This is a genomic window from Bacillus sp. ISL-77 (assembly GCF_018613105.1).
This window is the reverse complement of sequence record NZ_JAGGQY010000037.1, coordinates 19508-37380: the sequence shown is the minus strand read 5'-3', so window position 1 is coordinate 37380 and position 17873 is coordinate 19508. Positions and strand designations below refer to the sequence as shown.

14 protein-coding genes are annotated in these 17873 nt (G+C 37.2%); 6 read left to right on the top strand and 8 right to left on the bottom strand.

The genetic code is table 11. From position 1 onward, the window contains the following. Window positions 1–18 precede the first annotated feature (18 nt). A complete protein-coding gene (locus J7E77_RS15120; RefSeq protein WP_214715432.1) occupies window positions 19–2991 on the bottom strand; it encodes a PA14 domain-containing protein in 2973 nt (990 codons plus the stop codon). A gap of 251 nt (window positions 2992–3242) precedes the next feature. Here J7E77_RS15120 and J7E77_RS15115 point away from each other — a divergent pair, with 251 nt between their 5' ends. After that, entirely contained in the window at window positions 3243–3491 is a 249-nt protein-coding gene (locus J7E77_RS15115; protein WP_214715430.1) for a hypothetical protein, read from the top strand. Between the two features lie 74 nt (window positions 3492–3565). Then, on the top strand, window positions 3566–3760 hold the full coding sequence (locus J7E77_RS15110; protein ID WP_214715428.1) for a hypothetical protein: 195 nt from the start codon (window positions 3566–3568) through the stop codon (window positions 3758–3760). Window positions 3761–4163: 403 nt separating this feature from the next. On the opposite strand, the gene J7E77_RS15105 is transcribed toward J7E77_RS15110, so the two are convergent. The 4 genes from J7E77_RS15105 to J7E77_RS15090 all read right to left on the bottom strand — a co-directional run bounded on the left by J7E77_RS15105 (window position 4164) and on the right by J7E77_RS15090 (window position 9437). Then, complete coding sequence (locus tag J7E77_RS15105) at window positions 4164–5135, bottom strand: glycosyltransferase family 2 protein (RefSeq protein WP_214715426.1); 972 nt, start codon at window positions 5133–5135, stop codon at window positions 4164–4166. A gap of 272 nt (window positions 5136–5407) precedes the next feature. Further along, entirely contained in the window at window positions 5408–6586 is a 1179-nt protein-coding gene (locus J7E77_RS31760; protein ID WP_374102977.1) for a C39 family peptidase, read from the bottom strand. A gap of 212 nt (window positions 6587–6798) precedes the next feature. Next, on the bottom strand, window positions 6799–8001 hold the full coding sequence (locus J7E77_RS15095) for a DHHW family protein (protein ID WP_214715424.1): 1203 nt from the start codon (window positions 7999–8001) through the stop codon (window positions 6799–6801). 17 nt (window positions 8002–8018) lie between these two features. Then, a complete protein-coding gene (locus J7E77_RS15090) occupies window positions 8019–9437 on the bottom strand; it encodes an MBOAT family O-acyltransferase (RefSeq protein ID WP_214715423.1) in 1419 nt (472 codons plus the stop codon). A gap of 748 nt (window positions 9438–10185) precedes the next feature. Between J7E77_RS15090 and tagU the strand changes: the two genes are divergently transcribed. Together tagU and J7E77_RS15080 are read left to right on the top strand one after the other, a co-directional pair. Beyond that, window positions 10186–11115: a polyisoprenyl-teichoic acid--peptidoglycan teichoic acid transferase TagU gene (gene tagU, locus J7E77_RS15085; protein ID WP_214715421.1), complete on the top strand. Its 930-nt coding sequence runs from the start codon at window positions 10186–10188 to the stop codon at window positions 11113–11115. A gap of 270 nt (window positions 11116–11385) precedes the next feature. Next, window positions 11386–11961 (top strand): 3D domain-containing protein, encoded by a 576-nt coding sequence (locus J7E77_RS15080; RefSeq protein ID WP_214715420.1) that lies wholly within the window; start codon window positions 11386–11388, stop codon window positions 11959–11961. A gap of 62 nt (window positions 11962–12023) precedes the next feature. Here J7E77_RS15080 and J7E77_RS15075 read toward each other — a convergent pair whose 3' ends face one another. After that, window positions 12024–13451, bottom strand: a complete 1428-nt coding sequence (locus J7E77_RS15075) for a L,D-transpeptidase family protein (RefSeq protein WP_214715419.1) — start codon at window positions 13449–13451, stop codon at window positions 12024–12026. Window positions 13452–13807: 356 nt separating this feature from the next. Between J7E77_RS15075 and J7E77_RS15070 the strand changes: the two genes are divergently transcribed. Then, window positions 13808–14095, top strand: a complete 288-nt coding sequence (locus tag J7E77_RS15070) for a hypothetical protein (protein ID WP_214715418.1) — start codon at window positions 13808–13810, stop codon at window positions 14093–14095. 40 nt (window positions 14096–14135) lie between these two features. Here the strand turns inward: J7E77_RS15070 and J7E77_RS15065 are convergent, their stop codons facing one another. Continuing rightward, window positions 14136–15062, bottom strand: coding sequence for a CPBP family intramembrane glutamic endopeptidase (locus J7E77_RS15065; protein WP_214715417.1), 927 nt, complete (start codon window positions 15060–15062; stop codon window positions 14136–14138). 428 nt (window positions 15063–15490) lie between these two features. Here J7E77_RS15065 and J7E77_RS15060 point away from each other — a divergent pair, with 428 nt between their 5' ends. Further along, window positions 15491–15790 (top strand): DUF4359 domain-containing protein, encoded by a 300-nt coding sequence (locus J7E77_RS15060; protein WP_214715416.1) that lies wholly within the window; start codon window positions 15491–15493, stop codon window positions 15788–15790. 284 nt (window positions 15791–16074) lie between these two features. Here J7E77_RS15060 and J7E77_RS15055 read toward each other — a convergent pair whose 3' ends face one another. Continuing rightward, window positions 16075–17856, bottom strand: a complete 1782-nt coding sequence (locus J7E77_RS15055; protein WP_214715415.1) for a hypothetical protein — start codon at window positions 17854–17856, stop codon at window positions 16075–16077. Window positions 17857–17873: the final 17 nt, after the last annotated feature.

The following is a 17873-nucleotide window of genomic DNA, read 5'->3' as shown; positions in this document are numbered from 1 at the left end:
CCACTTCATTTTTTTGAATTAATATTTAGGGACATCAAAAACTAAAGTATAGCTATCTAGTAAACTATAAAGATTGAAAATGTTAGGTGTTTGTTTCACAGCCCAGCCAATGTCAGTTGCATATTGATGTGTACCTGGAGCTGCAGGATTCCATTTCATTTTATAAATCGTGTCCTGCCCTTTATCAATATAATTCAAGGCAACGAATTTTGCCCCACCCACAATCGCTTTATCCGGTGTAGTCCAGTCCTGATTAAATGCCCTTCTTGCTCCACAATGAAGCGGACACTTATCAAAAGCACCAACAGCATACATATTATAAACGATCGCATCATAGGAGGTTGCATCACTTGCTAATTCGGTAATCTCTTCTTCTCCTGTAGCAGGATCAATGACAGGATTCCCATTACTATCAAGCTTTTTCTTTACCTTAACCCCTTTTGCTAACGGAGAACTGCCATTGCCTGTTTCAAGTAGCGCGTGGGAAATCAAGTAAATTTCATTGATGTTATACAGTGCACCTGCGTTAATAAAGATTTGTCCTTTTCCAGTGAGAATTCCTTTATTGGTCAATATTTTTTGATTCACTTCGTACGCATCTGCACCGGCAATTTCGGAAAGCTTAAGAAATTGATAATAACTTGAAGTGCCAATTCCAAAATTAGTAGGATTAATATAATAGCTAATATCAGTTGGACTTGGATTAACCCATTCTTCATTATACTGAATCTCATACCAATAATATCCATCCTTTTGCATGGTTTTGGAATCGATTGTCACTTGTTCATTAAGATCTAGCTTTCCAAGGATCCAACCATCAACTGGTATTCCTCTAACGTTTGTATTGTCTGTGTTTACAACACCCACATTCGGTGTTGAGGCATTGACTGTTAATAAATCACTTCGTATATAGGCGTCATATTTTTTATCAGTTTGAGATACACCAATTTGTTTATCGAGAAGTTCTCCTAATGAAATATCATAATTGGTATATTGAGTAGTGGTTTTCTTAATAACCTCACTTAAGTTCACTGCTAATGAGGCACTATACTTACTGTCATAATACTCAACCTTAATGATGTGGATCCCTTCCGACAATTGTTGGGAGGAAGAACTATAATTATTAACCCCGTCCTTCCAGCTATCCACTTTACGTACATCATCAACATAAATACGTATGCCATCATCGGCTTTACCTGAAAGTTTATAATTACTTGATTTTGCGATATATACCTTTTTTTCAAAAACGGCAGAAAAATTATCTGCTGGGATATCGGTTATAGGAGATCCACTCCAATAAAAATCCAGCGCATCAAACGTTTTTTGAACAGGAGTCCCTGTCAAATTATTGCTAGGATAGAATTTCGCTTCCCAAAAATCTTCAATGAGATCTAATTTCATCGTGGCACTATATTTAGAATCATAATACTCAACCTTAATGGTATGGGTACCCGTCGTAAGAGTTACTGGATCATCGATGATATTCACTCCATCTTTCCATTTATCGACATTGAGTACTCCGTCTACATAAACTCGTACACCATCATCTGCTTTTCCTATGAATCTATATTTTCCAGGTTTCGTCACAACATATTGTTTTTCAAAGGTTCCAGAGAAACCATCAGTTGGGAGCATAGGGTCTGGCGAGCCATTTCCCCAAGAAAATTGTAATTCATCATAAACTTTTATTAACGGGGTACCTGTAAAATCCTTTAATGGATAATAAGTCGCTTTCCATTTAGTAGGATCAATCGTTTCATTCTCTTGATTAATTGGTTCTAAATTTAAATTCAATGAAGCGCTATATTTTGAATCATAATACTCGACTTTAACGGTATGGGTCCCAGGCTCTAGCGTAATCGGAACATCAATGTAATTCACGCCATCTGTCCATTTATCCACATAACGGATTCCGTCAATATAAACTCTTGCACCATCGTCGGCTTTTCCAACGATTTTATAATCCCCTGTTTCATCCACAACATAATTTCTTTCAAAAATACCTGAGAAATTATCAGTTGGAATAGTAGAATCTGGTGAGCCGCTACCCCAAGAAAATTGTAATTGATCATATTCTTTCTTAATAGGTGTACCTGTAAAATCCTTAGTAGGATAAAATCTGGCACTCCACTTATCAACTGGAATTGTTACCACTTCTTCTGGGATGGGTTCCACTACTTCATCCATGTTAAATGCAAAGGAAGAACTCCATTTGTCATCAAAATACTCTATTAATATCGTATGGCTGCCAGATGCTAGATAAACCTCTTGATTAAATGAATTAATTCCCGACTTCCACATATCAACTTTTTTGGAACCGTCGACGTAGACACGCACCCCATCATCTGCCTTGCCTGCTAATCTGTAATTGCCAGATTTAGTAACATTTACTTGCTTTTTAAATACAGCAGTAAAATGGTCAGATGGAATGCCTGAAATTGGTGATCCGCTCCCCCAATGAAAGTCTAAGGTTGGATAAAATTTCTTTACTGGACTCCCAGAAAAATCAGCTGACGGATAAAATTCTGCTGACCACGAATCTGATCCAATACTTTCAGAAAGTTTTACCAAATCAATGGCTAGCGCAGCGCTCCACTTTTTTTCATAATATTGAACCTTTAGCGTATGAGTGCCTGCGGTTAAATAGATTTCTTTATTAATAGAATGTACACCGTCACTCCAAAAATCTATTATTTTCTTCCCATCTACATAAACTCTTACCCCATCATCAGCTTTTCCTGTTAGGCGATATTTCCCTGGACTTGAGATGGTTACCGTTTTCTCAAATACTGCCGAGAAATTGTCTTTTGGAATTTTTGGATCAGGCGAATTAGCCTTCCAATCGAATTTTACATTTGTATATGTTTTACTTATCCCAGTTCCAGTAAAATCAATTCTGGGGTAGAAAGTAGCTTTCCACGCTCCATCCTCGGCCTTAGCGGAATCATCGTTTATAAAAAATATTCCGAAGAATCCAAGAAAGAATATCATTAATGGAATATTCAATTGTCGAAATTTGATTTTTAAGCCCTCCTAAATAATTTTTTTGTCGATATATAAACTATTATCTTAAAGTTTCATAGAAATGTTAATACATAATATAAATATAGTATAAAAGGCCTAGTATAACAACCGGAGATATGTCCCAGCTGGGGAATGTTCAGTTAAAATGGTAAATTTTATGTACATTTATTAATTAATATCGAATAAGTTATAGATAATCCTAGAAAGAGGTGGAAGGTATGAGTAATCAAATGTTGGAAATTCAAAAAATAAGAATTTTTTTTGAAACGGTTGATCAGGATACTTCCGTCGAAAAAATAAGAGCAATGGGACTAAGTTTGATTTCCATTATTGATGAAATGATACAACAAAATCAGCTCCTCAAGGATAAATGGCTTGAGGCCAATGAAGATCTACACTGGCTAAGAAAAAGGGCTGATGACTGGATGTTAAGGGCTATGGAAAAGGATTCCCAAGTTAATAAATAAAGTCTACTTTAGTATGATTAATGATTTTTAGGACAAAATATTATACAAAGTAAACTGAAATAGAAGGTGGTACTATGGCACTATGTGCTGATTGCGGACGGGAAGATATTTCATACTACTTAATAAATGGTTTTTGTGAGGATTGTATTGAATATAATAGTATTTCTGAATGGAATGATGAGGATGACGATGGAGATGAAAATGGAGATACTGGCAATATAATGCCCTTAGATCCTGTCCTTCATTTATTACAAACAGATGAAAGTTGAGTTGAGTTTTTTGGAGTCGGTGAGGAGTATAGTATTCCTCACCTTTTGCTTTTTACCATTGCACTTCTAAGAAATTTTATTGTTAGAGGTTTAATTCTCATTAGACGTCTGGCTTTTTCTTTCATAACAAAGATCAAATATTCCGTACTGTACCGTATATCTTCTTTCCGAATAAATTCTACGGTCTTTATATTATCTTTATCGACTCGCCTGATCTCAAACCAACCTTTTATACATGGATAAACAATGTGCTCCTGCCCAGGTATTTCATAGTGATTGGCTGGTATAGATTTAATGGAAGGTCTAGTATAAGTGATTACATTTGCCCGTTTTGTTTTCATTTTCCACATGGTGGTCACCTCTATATTTTTTCTGTATTCCTCTCATGTCCAGAATAAGGATTCTACATTTGGACTGAAGCCAGTTTATGAATATCATTTTCTTTTGCCACTTCCATAAAGTAATGGAACCGAGGCTCTAGAGAAGTAAGTAAGCTGTCATCCACATGGTTGTCAATAAATCTTTTTGTCTCACTTAACCAGTCTATTTTTTGTTCGTGTGTTAACCGAGAAGTTAATAGATGCCCACGTAAACGGCTGGCATGAAGGAACCGATTTAAGAAAGCAACCTTTAACCTTGTTTTATATGATTCATCATGGTTACATTCATGTAAAAATTCCATGAGTCGATTAAAGGAAAAAAAGAATTGCTCTGCAGGGAAATACTTTACACTCAGATTCTCTTTCCCACGCGATACAACGAAGTAATAATGATAATCCGCGAGTACGGTAATAACCTTAGCTGTCACATAGCATTGCATGACAAAAAGCTGATCTTCACCCACTACAGCCTTTGGATGGAATCTAAAATCATTTTGTCTCAGAAAAGAGAGCTTAAACATCTTATGAGGTGCTAAAGAGTTAACTAAATTATCTTTGATAATATCAGCCTTCGGACGGTTCCCTTTTTTAAACATAGACCCAGGTACTTTACGCCCATTGATACCAACATACTTGCCATATATGACATCGGATTGATTTTTTTTTGCTTCAATATAAAGTCGTTCGAGTGCCTCCTCCCCTAAGAAGTCGTCATTGTCTAAGAAAAGGATATATTCACCACGAGCTGCATCTATCGCATCGTTTCGTGGAATCATCGGGCCTCCTGAATTATTCTCCCGATCAATGAGAACAATGTTACTCATTAACTTACTAAAGTTCTCAATAACTTCCTTACTATTATCTGTAGAGCAATCATTCACACAAATGACCTCAAATTCTGACGCATCCATCGTTTGGTGCATTAAGGAATCCAGTGTTACATTCAAATGTCTTGCCGCGTTATAAACAGGTATAGCTACGGTAACCTTTAACATTTCCATTCCTCCAACAAGGTAGTCCAAAATAAATTTATATGTATTACTTTTTCACTTTATGTATCACATGATAATAGAAGGAACACAATAAGAACCTAACTTCGGTTTACATGTATTATTCCCGTATTAATCTCGTATTAATCTTGATTGTCTGTGTAATAACGCAAAAAAGGCCGCCAAAAGGCAGCCTTATGTTTTGTATTCACGTATTTACTACCATAAATTCCTGGAAAGGACGAGAATAGGATGACAACCGGATAAAGGATTTTTAATTAATAAGATATGGCTCTCTTACTTTGGTTGCCCCATAATCTATTAAACTCCGCTTTGCTGATTTTGGCATTCTTTTCCCCTGTCCAGCAATCATTATAGTAATAATTAGATTGATCAAATCCTGTTAGCACCAATGCATGCACTGAAAAACCATGCATACGTGAAACCAAAACAACAACGGGTTTGTTATTTACTAATTGCTTTTCTATTGTTCCATTACTAGCACCTGTTAGGTTTTTGGCACTTCCAGCATAATCCTTTACTAATCCCATTAGGGCAGGAGGATAAATAGTCCATCCTGATCTTGTAAACGGATTCCCAACATAACCAAGGTTTGGATTACTTGAATGCCTTGGCATTTTTTTCGCTAAGGTGACTTTATCGACACGCACGCCTTTATACTGGAGCATCATTGTGACTGCAGTAATTTCACAACCTGTTGGCAGCTCTGGCCTTTGATTGATCAAGGGTACATTTAATTTAAGACTACTGACCTTAGATGCGTGGTTCCCGTAAACCGTTTTTGCTTGATATTGATACCATGAAAGAACGCGTTGAGTTCCTTTTTCTCTTTGAGTAGCCTGGGTCACATATCCTAAATTGTTTAGGGTATAGCTAAACTTGATATTTTTCCCGTGGGTGCCATACACCGTATTAGGGTAATATTCGTATCTAGTAAGATTTCGCTGGGTTCCTTTTTCTCGTAATATAGCATTTGACACATACCCGGAGGCATTAAAGTTCAGGACATATTTGATATTTTTCCCATGGGTACCATACACAGTGTTTGGGTAATACACATATCTCGAAAGAATTCGCTGCGTCTGTTTTTCTCGTAAAACCGCATTGGTCACATATCCTGAGCCATTAAAATTCAAAACATACTTGATATTTTCCCCATGGGTACCGTAAACCGTTTTGGGATAATAAACATATCTAGCAAGAATTCGCTGCGTTCCCTTTTCTTTTAAAACAGCACTGGACAAATACCCGGAGGCATCAAAATACAAGATATATTTAATATTATTTCCTTGTGTTCCATTTACAGTGTCTGGGTAATACACATATTTTTGAGTGGACTTATTTGGTGTCGTCGTGCTTATTGCGTGAGCATAATTCCCTAAGGCAGGAAATAAAAGCATAAGGATCAGAAAAGAAACAGATAATTTTTTACTCATTATTTTCCCCTTCCTAAAAAAAAGCTTAGATACTATTATTATAGCATTATACACTTATAAGGCTTTCTATAAATTTACCAAAATTCAAAAAGTTACAAGCAACCATACGGGTGAAGTTTGCCTAAGAACAACATCCTTATCAAAACCTGTCAACGAAAAAAGCCCTCCATTTCAGCAAAAGGCTTAGATGGAGGGCTTTTTTTCAAAGTTGTTTATTGATTTTCACCCTGCCCTGGATGTTCAAAATTTGTTAAAGCAGGAGTGACAAAAATCGAGTTAATATTATTTAACAGGACAATTTGATCAATTTTATTTTCATCTACATATTTCTCGATTGGCATTTTATTATAATGGCGTAAATCCAATACATGTATCTCTTTATAGTGAGGAACTAGAAATTGAACAAATGCATTGGCATAGGAATCTTTAATGACTAAAAGTTTTTTATTATTCGTTTGATTCGGATTTGTAATCGTCAGTTGCGCAAAATCTCCGCCTAAATAGGCCTGGTAACGATTTGTATACAGATCCTCCATGGTTAAAAAGTCCGTATTGTATAAGCCACTGCGTGATTTTATTCCCCACTTCATTACATACGGCTTGTGGTCTTCTTTAAGCTCCGCTACAAGGATTTTATCCGCCTTTTTTGCATTTGCACTTGTTGTTTTCCTCGCATCTGAACCATAGAACGGTTTTCCTTTTAATTCCCAAGAATAATCGTTATACTGCGAAATTGAATCCTTCATGTTTTCCTTATCAATAATTTCAGACATTACATTCTGGTACGCGTAAAAAGCGGCCTTAGCTTGCCAGTGATGGTCTGAATAGAAAAACATATAGTCCTCATTCATATGTTTTTCTAAAGTAGCACGCGAGTCAATCGGGTGGGTATTCTCGTCTAGTTCCTTATATAAGAGATCCATATTTTTTTGACCATAGCTTGGAAAATAAGAGGGAAATTTATTCTCCATCATTGTCGGTTTATTTGGCATTAATGCGGTATAAACACCAATGTTCTTTTTAGCTAAACTATCGGCCAACTCATTGATTCCAATAGCTATTTTTTGGGCATCAGCCGACGTTCCCTGTGCTATCTGGGATAACAAGTAACCGTCATCCGACACATAGACATCATCAATAATAGTTTGTCTAAGAAAATTCTTATTAATTCTGCTGTTGGTTTCGATAAACGTATCACGCATCGGAAATTGATCATTGTAATACTGCTCAAATCGCTTGGAGTACTCACCGGTAAGTAGATTTTCAGAGTTTAAATCAGGTCTTTGTGCTAAATTTCTATTTTCTAAAAGCGACATTGACTTTGATGGCGTTACAAAAGTAAAGATAAAGAAGCCAAAGATCGTTAGTAGGAAAATGGTAATTAAGGCGAGACCTTGTATATTAGCTTTTTTCATAATATCCTCCATACTTATTAAAACCGAAAATAAATAAATGGATTGAAGGTGGATGAAACCACGCTTACAAGCGTTAAAAAGAAAATAACAGCGTAACTTGCTGTGACAATGAGATCCCTGCTGCTTGTGACACCGACTGTTCCCTGCTTTAAGAATCTGTCTTTGATGAAAGGGATAACAGGCATAGAGGCAATAATCGCAATCAAAAGGATAATTCCATATTGTGAAATATAAAAACTAGCCTGGCGGTCCCAGACAGGGTTTCCATTGGCACCGAACATAACCTTCAGATAATTAAACCCATAGGTAAATGTTTCTGCACGGAAGAACACCCAGCCAATCATAACGGCTAATAGTGCATAAAGATGTTGGAATACCCTCGGAATGCTTTTTATAAATTTCAGCAAAAAGGCTTTTTCTAACATAATCAATACACCGTAATAAACACCCCAGGCGATAAATGTCCATGCGGCGCCATGCCAAATCCCTGTAGCCAGCCAGACAATGAACAAGTTCCGATAGGTCTTAAAGGTTCCGCCGCGGTTCCCGCCTAACGGAATATATAAATAATCCTTAAACCAGGTACTTAGTGAAATATGCCACCTTCTCCAAAATTCCGTGGCCGAACGAGAAATATAGGGATAGTTAAAGTTTTCAAGGAAATCAAAGCCAAACATTTTTCCTAAACCTATCGCCATATCGGAATAACCCGAAAAGTCAAAATAGATTTGTAAGGAATAAGCAATGATGCCAATCCACGCCAGACCAACAGATAACTCACTTGCAGGCATTGAGAAAATTTGATCAGCCACCCAGCCGCAATTATTGGCTATAATCATTTTTTTCGCTAACCCTATGATAAATCTTTTGGTACCTTCAGCAAATTTCGGTAACGATTCTTTTCTGTCGGTAATTTGGTCAGCCACCGTTACATAGCGAACAATTGGTCCTGCAATAAGTTGTGGAAACAATGCTTTATACATCGCCATGTTAATCAGATTTTTTTGCGCCTTCCCGTCTTTCCTGTACACATCAATAACATAGCTTAGTCCCTGAAACGTAAAAAAGGAAATCCCTAACGGAAACGGGATGTTGCCTAATTCAATCATCGTTCCAAACAAGTTATTTATGTTATCTACAATAAAGTTGGCATATTTGAAAATAATCAGAATGGAAAGATTAGCAAAGACAGTAAGGCCTAACACCCACTTTACCAATACACGTTTCTCTCTATTTTGATCAACTAGCAGGGCAAAAACATAATTAAGAAGAATGGAAAGAAATAAAAACAACACAAACTTTGGTTCGCCCCATGCGTAAAAAAACAAACTTGCCAAAAGTAAAACCGTGTTCCTTAACTTTCTGGGTGAAAAAAAATATATAGTTAGTGTAAGAGGCAAAAATAAAAATAAAAAAACTGTTGAACTAAATAGCACGATTCTTATCCTCCGTATATGTACCTTTTAAGCCTTTTGGGGCTTTTAACCGCATTTTACAAGTATCTTGCTTGATTAATAACTGTTTAGTTGTAAGTCAGGATTTGATTGATGCCGTCTAGACTTGTTTAGTTTTCATACAAATTCTGTCACACTCCCTAGAATTTCGACAATATTCATATAAGATTTTATCAATGATTAGTTGATATGTATAGAATTTGTTAACTTATAAAAAATATACAACTAAAGGAATACACTACTTCTAAAACCATACGGTTACCGTTTTTCCTTTAAATTTTAATACTTAAAAGGGCTCCCATTACGGAAGCCCTTTTGACAGATATCCAATTCGCCCTTGCTAAAACGGTAAACTTACTTGCCAACGCTAAGAGCCGTAATATATTTACTAGCTACATAACCAACTCTTCCGCCTATGTCAACAACATAGTAGTCTTTTTCCTTTTTGAAAAAATAGTATTCTTGATATTTATTAATATAGCCAATTACCTTACCTGCATAGGCTCTTCTTAAATAAACTTCTTTTCTAGCATATTGTCCCTGGGGAATTTTTGTTTAGCATACTCTATTATGATGGATTACACTATTTAGTTAACAACAATTCGTGTAAAAAGTTTTTCCAAATTATCCAGTTAAAAAATATGTAAGTACTTCAAATAAATGTATTAAATTTCGATAATTTCTGCTATTCTTTAGGTTGGTCCAAAATAACGTTATGGAGGAAAACTAGATGAGAGCTGAAAAGAATAAAAAGAAAAAGAAAACATGGCTCCGCGTAACTGGAATTGTTTTATTACTACTTATAATTGGAATCGGGGTTTACGCCTATTCAGTATATAACTCATTAACAACTGCTGTCGAAACGATGCATCACCCTGTCGATCGAAAATCAGACAAACGTACCGAAGAAGTATCATTACAAGAAAAGGAGCCTTTCTCGGTATTACTCTTGGGTGTGGACCAGCGTAAAGGCGATAAAGGTCGTTCTGACACCATTATTGTTTTGTCAGTGAATCCAAAACTAAATTCTGTAAAGATGTTAAGTATTCCACGTGATACCCGAACAGAAATTGTTGGTAAAGGCACCGTGGATAAAATTAACCATGCTTACGCATTCGGCAACGAAGAAATGGCGATGAACACGGTTGAAAATTTCTTGGACATTCCCATTGATTATTTTGTAAAAATAAACATGGAAGGCTTTGAGGATATTGTCGATGCGGTTGGCGGCATAACGGTAAACAATGATTTAGACTTTTCTCAAGGCGGTTACCATTTTCCAAAGGGACAGGTAACTTTGAATGGCAAAAAAGCGTTAGCCTTTACTCGGATGAGATATGAAGACCCTCGTGGTGATTTTGGGCGCCAATTACGTCAGCGTGAAATTATTCAAGGGGTTTTAAGAGAAGGTGCGAGCCTCTCATCGCTTACTAAATATCAAAGTATTTTTACAGCCCTTGGCAATAATGTGAGAACAAATCTTACATTTGATCAAATGATGGATATTCAAAAGAATTACCGTAGTGCGGCTGGTAACGTTGAGCAAATGACAATAAAAGGCGGCGGGACGAAAATTAATGGAATCTATTACTACATCGTTCCACAAGAAGAAAAACAACGGATTCAAAGTGAACTGAAAACACAATTAGATATTAAATAGTATCAAAACCTCTGCCGAGATAATAATTGGCAGAGGTTTTTTTGCTATTTAATAATTCACCCGAATCGAAACACAAAGGCACAAATTATATTAAAATGAACTTCCCTGCCTTCAGCGTCCGTCACCCGCGGACAAATTAGGAGTTTTGTCCACGGCTGGTGCCTGACACCTTATTATCACGGTTTTGTCATGAAACTAGTAAGCTATTGAAATATTTGTGTAATATTATTGTGGTAACTTGTATATAACAGAAGGAAGGGGTTTTCAGTTATGAAGAAATTCCTAGTCATGTGTAGTTTGGCAGGTATGTTATTATTCGGAAGTAGCAACGACGCATCAGCAGCATCCAATACATATAAAGTTAAGAGTGGCGATTCGCTTTATCGTATTGCAAAAACATATAAAATCTCCGTGAACACATTAAAACAATGGAATAAACTTAAATCAAATACTATTCACCCGAATCAAATATTAAAGATTACTAATGTACCAGCTAGTAAACCGGTTGTTAAGAAAGCCAGCACTAGTGCAAGTAAAGCACCGAAGTTAAAGGTAGTTAAGACTTTAACAGTTAGTGCAACTGCCTATACAGCGAATTGTAAACGATGCTCTGGCATCACAGCTATCGGATTAAATCTAAAGAAAAATCCAAACCAAAAGGTAATCTCTGTAGACCCGAAAGTAATTAAGCTCGGAACAAAGGTCTATGTTGAAGGTTATGGCTATGCCGTTGCCGGCGACACTGGCGGTGCCATTAAAGGGAAAAAAATTGATATTTTCGTTCCTTCTCATAAAAGTGCGATTCAATGGGGTAGGAAAACAGTGAAAGTACAAATATTAAAATAAGCAAAGTCCCAAGTGAATGAACTCACTTGGGACTTATTATTGTTTTAATGAAATGTTAAAACTTAAGTCAATATTGGTTCTGTCATAGGTTCTGTCATAGGTTCTGTTATTGGTTCTGCTATTTCAATAATAAACACTACAGATGTCTTGTTGCCGGCCGCATCAGTTACCACTAATGTATGTGTTCCCTCAGCACTAACAACTGTTCCTGTTTTCACTGCTACTCCATCCAATGTTGCTTTTCCTTCATTAAAAGAGATCTTCACATCTTGGCTGTAGCTTTCGTTATTACTTACTCCGCTAACCACTGGTGCTGTTTTATCAATTGTAAACACAACTGTTCTCTTATTACCGACAGCATCAGCTATCGTAACTCTGTGTTTTCCTTCTGAAGTAACAGCTTTTCCTGTTTTCACACGATTTCCATCTAACCAGGCTGTTCCTTCTTTAAAGGTGATGGTAACATCCTTGTTGTAGAATGCGTTATTACTTACTCCGCTCACTACTGGCGCTGTTCTATCAATCGTAAAAACAACAATTGTTTTGTTGCCGGCCGCATCAGTTAACACAACTCTGTGTGTTCCTTCTGAAGTAACAACCTTTCCTGTTTTTACTCGATTTCCATCTAACCAAGCTGTTCCTTCTTTAAAGGAGATGGTAACATCCTTGTTGTAAACTCGGTTATTACTTACTCCGCTAACCACTGGAGCCGTTCTGTCAAGCACAACAACCGTTTTAGCCTTACTGATATTTCCAGATTTATCTTTAGCAGTAAAAGATAATTTTATGCCAGCCTTTTGTTTCGGAATCTTGACCTTAAATGTTCCCTTGGAATCCGCAGGTTTTGCTGTATACCTTTTTGACCCAATCGCAACAGTGACTGTTGCTCCTTTTTCTGTTTTACCGGATACTTCAATTGTTTTGTCTGAAACAGTATAAACCGTTGGAACCGCAGGAGCTTTAATGTCAATATTATTGTAATATGGTGCGGCTAACTGATTAAAGCTTTTTTTCGAGGAAACGATCATTACTTTCGTCCTCGTCTTTACCTTACTGAACAATTCCCTTACCTCATTATTATGCATCCGGATACATCCGCCAGAGACATATTTTCCAATCGAACTTTCATTATTATTACCATGTATTGCGTACGGATATCCGCCATTCTCTTTTTTACTTAAACCCATCCAGCGGTTTCCTAATGGATTACGCGGATCGCCGCCAGCAATATGTTTTTTATAGTAAGGTCTGTTTACAATTTTTTCTCTTATGTAAAAAGTTCCTTCCGGGGTGAGTCTTGAAGTTCTTCCTGTTGCCACCCTGTATGTTTTTATTAATTTACCATTGTCGTAAAATGCGAGTTTATTAACCTTTTTGTTAATAATAATTAGTTGTTCCTTGGTGGTACTAGCCTCAGCCTCTTGGGCGTTGGGAAAAACTGAAAATCCCAAGCATAAAATAATAAATCCAATTAGAAAACGTTTAAACAAAAGTACATCCCCCTTGCAATTTCCATTTATTACTACAATACCATAATTAATGTTTTAATAGAAAAGATTAACTATATATATATTTCGGCAATTTATTACAAACTTCTCACATCATAATAAAACAAAATTCACCATAAAAAAATAGAATATCCATTGAATCATGGTGCCTGACACCACAACGACATCAATAACCCAAATAACGTCATTTCTCGGGAAATACCACCAATTATTTTGGGGTTGATGGTCATTGTTTACTTAATGTAGAAAAAATTGGATAAAATATGGATTTATTGTCTCTTTTTGTAGTAGGATATTAATAGTTTCAAATCATTCTAGGTTCATTGGAGGGCCGCAAGATGCTGACTACCGCCCAACAAAAAGTGAAGCAGGAGCTTGAAGAGCTGCAGATTAACGCCCTTGTCTATCACAACGAGAAAACTATTATTCCCCGTAAAAGCCATTCTCTTAAAAAGTGGATGTTTATGATCATCTCAATTCTCCTGTTGATTGTAGCCTGTTCTCTATTAATAAAAGGCTATTGGACTCACAAAGGTTTTGAGAAGGAAAAGATTAAGTACATACTAAGAGAAAATGGAACCATACAGTACTGGATAAAATCAAAATCTTATGATGTAGGAAAATGACAAAAGAGGTTGCCGGACTCACCCGGCAACCTCTTTCCTTTTATTCTACACTTTGAGTCAATTCTGCCATTTGACCTTCCTGAACCGTCGCCAACTGGCTCATTAATCGTTTTTGGTGTATTTTTTCTATAATAAAGAGACTCAGGTGAATAATTAAAACACCAAGGGTGAAATATTCGACCGCATAATCGATATAGTACCATGAAAGAGTTGCTGTGATATCGTATAAAGCATGAACAATAACTGTTAGCCAAAGGTTCCGGGTCCATAATAGGATCATTCCAAACATCAATCCCATATTTGCGAAGGTTACAATCGCCCCAATTCGGATCGCCCATGGCTGCTCCGTATCGAGCGTATGGTCTATGCCGAAAAGAATAGAGGTGATAAACAGCGCAGCCATTAGAAAAACATCTCTTTTGCCACTCTCCCAGCGCCGCGGAAACACTTTTTTAAATACCACAAGCAGTAGAATGATATAAGCTAGCCGCCAAACCTCTTCCAGGCCAGCCAATGTGTCGTTATATAGATCATATCCAATTGTATCTACCTTTTCAAAAATGGACCAGATTGGATCGTCCGGAAGCCCTGCATCCACTCCATCTTCCACATCAAAGGCTTGCGACTCCGTATAGTCTTGAACATATTGATCATAATCCTCATTAAAATCCTCAAATGTGATACTAGAGTACACATTAACAATCGTACTTCCAAAGAAGAAAATGAGAAAAGCACCAGTGAATTGCAGCATGATCTGGCGCGGGCTTTTCTGATGACCCTGCTGATTCCCAAGCCTCCGGTAAAGCTTCCAACCGATAAAAAAGGAGGACACCATGACGGCATCATATAAGGTGCTGGCCATAGAACTGTAACGAGTAAGATAAAGAAGAACCTCTGCCCCGATGGTTACAATGATCATTGCAAATAGCAGCTTTTTTGAAATCGGTTTTGTTAAATTCGTTATCATTCTCATCATTCCCTACCTGAAAAATTTGGCGGAGAAATCCCGTTTCCCCTTACCTGCCCAATATCTTTACTGCAATGATCCCGAACGCATTAAAAAAAAGCAGGAAAAAGAAACAAGCAATCGTCCACTTCCATTTTCTCGTCACGAAATGATCCCCTCTTTTTCAAAAAAATATATTAGTAATAATTTAACATATTGCTAGGTAAATATCACGAAAATAATGATTCCTAATTATTACCATAAATAATTTACCGATAGTCTTCTACTCCAAACGATCGAAACATATATTTAATAAAAATAAAAAGTTTGATAGAGTCCCAAAAACCAATCAAGCTTTTCCTTTTAAAATTTACAAAAGGATTTTTTTAATTTATACCCATTTATATAAAAATTTACAATTAATAATTACGAGATAGGAGAATGTTACTATGAGACGTCTTTTTTCGATCATTGTTTTAATCGTTTTGATTTTTATTCTATCAGCCACTAATCCTGAGCGCTCTGCCTATATCGACTGGGCCAATCACAAAACAATGGATAAATCTTCGAGTCTGATAGAAAAGGGATTATTATCTGTAGCTGGGAAATCCATTTTTGATGCGGGAACAACGAAGAAGGATTATTTTATTTTCTCGGTCTACAAAACCGATTTTTCCGAAGTAGGTCTGGGAAAAGTCACATCGATTGGCATCTTCAATAAATTCATTACAATCTCGAGTAAAGAATAATCGATAATCAAAAGCCGGTCTCTTTAGGGACTGGCTTATTTTTTTTAAAAGGCTGTGTTAAAGGACATTGTTGATTTAAAGCCTAAGTTGATTGGAGCGGAAGGCGCGAAGACTCCTGCGGGAGGACGGGGCAGGGGAGACCCCGCAGGCGCTTTGCGCCGAGGAGGCTCCCCGGACCGCCCGCGGAAAGCGAAGCGCCTGGAGCGGAAATCAACGGCCAAGTTTAACAAAGCCCTCAAAAAAGACCAAACATCAGCAAAAGCCCTTGTTTGGTCCTCTCTCATTTATTCGACTTTTTCTACTTGAAAAACGGGCACGCGAACAGATTCCCCGTTTTCGTCGGTAATATTCTCATAACTATTGAAAGTACCAATGACGGTATAATTCTCATAGATTGTGAAATCGGAATCTCCCTTTAATAACAAATACGTTTTCTCCCATAGTCCCGTGCTATTGTTATAGGTTTCCGATAAGGTTACCAAGGCCCCTCCATTTTGGACTGTATCTGCGAAAGCAGTGAAGCGAACCTTCTTCCCATAATAGTTGGCTATATCTGTGACTTGTATATCAACATAGTCTACCTTTATTCTAGAAAATTGATATTCCCCGCTGCCATCGGATTCGAAGTAAGCGAGCTCCCCTTCACCCTGTCCAACAGGATTATCTACAACCAATACTTGCTCTGATTCGAAAATTAGCTTATCCGCTTCCACATCGAGGATCTTTACCATCGAACCGCCATTGACTTCATAGGCTATATAATGATGCTTCCGTTCGGATGACTTTGCCTCAATATAAAGGACTGGATTGTCAGAAGTGCTGAAGTTACTATTAAAAGCCAACTTATTAATGGACGCTGCCCCTTCGATCGCCCCCTCGGTTACAACCATTGCTTCCTCTCCCGTAAGCTTGCCAAAATATATGCCGCCGTCCGTGGAAATTGCTGCAACAACGCTGTCTGCGCCCCATTTGTTTTTTGCATTTATAACGTTCGGAAACTCTTTTCCTGGATACAGACGTTTTAAAACGCGAATGGGTTCATATTTATCCCAAGCAAGATTGGCACTCGCAATTGATTCAGTCGTGTCCTTTAGTGGTTTTAATGCTTCATAGATCCTGATTGCATCCTCGTATTTATTAGCCTCTGTGAGATTCTCCGCTTTAACGATTAGATCAGAGGTTGTTTTTTCAATATAAGCAAATACATCGGCACCATTCATATTCGCTTCTAACTTTTTGATTGAATTTGCGGCTTCGGTGAATGCGCCATAATCCTTTTTATCGATCGCAGCCGTTACAATCCTTAACAAGTTCGAATCAAGGGTTTGCTCAAGCCAGCTAGAATCCAACGACAATATTCTTAGTGCACTAAACTGCCTGCTCCCCTCGTCAATAATCGATGAGACTGTGCCAGTTTCAACCATTTTATTTATCTTTGCCGCGTAATAGTTTTTGAATGAAGATTGGATCGCTTCTGTCTTAGCTGACAAACGACTGCCGTAATATTCTGCTGGAATCTTATTGAGGACGGTAAATATCTCCTCCTCCTCAGAAATGTCATTAGCCGTTTCATTCATTAATTTATCAAGATTTTCCTTTTTAATCGTGGAAAAATAACCCTTCATATCCGTATCTAACTTCGTCAACGCCACCATTTCCCCGTACATATCCTTTTGAACATTGGTGCCTGACACCCACTTTTTCTCGCTTTCCTTCCAACGGTCGTATATTTTAATGAGGTTGTCGAGGTCATTTCCTTCATTATAATCAGCCGCTTTTTCATCTAGATCTTCCATGACTTCACGTATCGGAGACAGAATGGATAGCATGAAATTGATGTCTTTGTTATGGTCAGTGACAGAAACATTTAGCTTTGCGGCATGGAACTTTTCCTCTGCAGCGACTAATTCACCTGACTTAAATAATTTTACTGCTTCATTGTAGGTGTCAATTTTTTCATGTGCCAAAACGATTTTTGCGCTAACCAGCCCAAGCAAGATAACCAGCATTAACAAGAAAAAATTCCTGGACATATTCACTTTTCGATAAACGGTAAATTTAAACATATTGAGTAAGATCCTTT

What these genes read in the sequence shown, in the direction of transcription:
- J7E77_RS15095 (WP_214715424.1), bottom strand. Translation starts at nt 8,001, where the DNA reads ATGAAAAAAGCTAATATACAAGGTCTCGCCTTAATTACCATTTTCCTA.
- J7E77_RS15080 (WP_214715420.1), top strand. Translation starts at nt 11,386, where the DNA reads ATGAAGAAATTCCTAGTCATGTGTAGTTTGGCAGGTATGTTATTATTC.
- tagU (WP_214715421.1), top strand. Translation starts at nt 10,186, where the DNA reads ATGAGAGCTGAAAAGAATAAAAAGAAAAAGAAAACATGGCTCCGCGTA.
- J7E77_RS15110 (WP_214715428.1), top strand. Translation starts at nt 3,566, where the DNA reads ATGGCACTATGTGCTGATTGCGGACGGGAAGATATTTCATACTACTTA.
- J7E77_RS15120 (WP_214715432.1), bottom strand. Translation starts at nt 2,991, where the DNA reads ATGATATTCTTTCTTGGATTCTTCGGAATATTTTTTATAAACGATGAT.
- J7E77_RS15060 (WP_214715416.1), top strand. Translation starts at nt 15,491, where the DNA reads ATGAGACGTCTTTTTTCGATCATTGTTTTAATCGTTTTGATTTTTATT.
- J7E77_RS15065 (WP_214715417.1), bottom strand. Translation starts at nt 15,062, where the DNA reads ATGATAACGAATTTAACAAAACCGATTTCAAAAAAGCTGCTATTTGCA.
- J7E77_RS15115 (WP_214715430.1), top strand. Translation starts at nt 3,243, where the DNA reads ATGAGTAATCAAATGTTGGAAATTCAAAAAATAAGAATTTTTTTTGAA.
- J7E77_RS15105 (WP_214715426.1), bottom strand. Translation starts at nt 5,135, where the DNA reads ATGTTAAAGGTTACCGTAGCTATACCTGTTTATAACGCGGCAAGACAT.
- J7E77_RS15055 (WP_214715415.1), bottom strand. Translation starts at nt 17,856, where the DNA reads ATGTTTAAATTTACCGTTTATCGAAAAGTGAATATGTCCAGGAATTTT.
- J7E77_RS15070 (WP_214715418.1), top strand. Translation starts at nt 13,808, where the DNA reads ATGCTGACTACCGCCCAACAAAAAGTGAAGCAGGAGCTTGAAGAGCTG.
- J7E77_RS31760 (WP_374102977.1), bottom strand. Translation starts at nt 6,586, where the DNA reads ATGAGTAAAAAATTATCTGTTTCTTTTCTGATCCTTATGCTTTTATTT.